1 protein-coding gene is annotated in these 1,131 nt (G+C 30.7%); it reads left to right on the forward strand.

Features of this window, described 5'->3' with window-relative positions; translation table 11 throughout:
* Positions 1–104: 104 nt before the first annotated feature.
* Positions 105–1,131 (forward strand): hypothetical protein (locus tag L8T82_RS07900; RefSeq protein WP_263726279.1); only part of this gene is annotated, 1,027 nt, incomplete at its 3' end.

The raw sequence follows: 1,131 nt of genomic DNA on the forward strand, positions 1-1,131 counted from the left end.
TCCACTATTAGAAATACCAAACAAATATTAATTAATTAAAAAATAATTATACTTAAGATAAAATATATCTTAATAATTTAAACATATAAATTAAAGGAGATACATTGTTTTCAAATTTAAAAATAGGGACCAAAATAGTTGCTGTTGTAATTGCAATTATAGTCTTAGGTATTGGAATTTTAGCAAGTGTAATTGCTATGCAATCTTCAAATATCTTACACACTGAAGCAGATAAATTACTTCAAACAAGTGCTTTTAGATATGCAAATATCGTCCGTGGAGCAACAGAAAGTGTACATTCAACACTAATGGGTGCAGAAAACACCATTGATAGCATCATCGCAGAACAAGACACAATAGAAGAACGCAGAATTAAAAATATTTTAGAAGGAGCTTTAGATTCTAATGGCTGGATAGCATATATTTATGTGCATATTCTTGATACTTCCAAATATAATGACATTAACCCTAAACTTTTAACACAATCAAATAAATTTTTAATGCTACTGCACGACACTTCTTTAAGAGAAAAAGGTGGTGTACAATTAGTCCAAGCAGAAGATGTTATTTTAAATCAGCAAAGCGTTGAAAATGCAATAAAAAATAGAAAAGAATCAATAGGCCGACCTCAAAATTTTACCATCAACAATGAAGAAATTCTAGCTTATAATATTGCTGTGCCTATAGTAAGAAAAGGAGAAATCATAGGGGTTATAGGGGCTTTAGGAAGTTTAACACAACTTCAACATGAGCTTACAAATCCTGAAAGAAGTGTTTTTAAAGACGATCAAAGATTATTATTAGGCAAAAATGGTCTAATAGCAGTTAGCCCTGCAACCGAATTTATAGGCAAAAATATTACTCAAATCAACCCGCATCCTAGTGCGAATTTATTAATTGATTTACAAAAAAATCAAACTAATACTCTATTTGACTTCACACCAGCTTCTACAGGAAATGCAAATAGAGCAGCGATAGCAAACTTTGATGTATGGGATGGTGCTGATGATTATTGGTCTATTGTGACTATGGCTCCAGTTGGCTCGATACAAATGCCTATAGAAAAATTAATAGCAACTATAATTATACTATCTCTTTTCGTAGTTTTAGCTATTGCTTTAATAGTATTTA

Source organism: Campylobacter sp. IFREMER_LSEM_CL292 (assembly GCF_025771615.1).
Lineage (GTDB): Bacteria > Campylobacterota > Campylobacteria > Campylobacterales > Campylobacteraceae > Campylobacter_D > Campylobacter_D lari_D.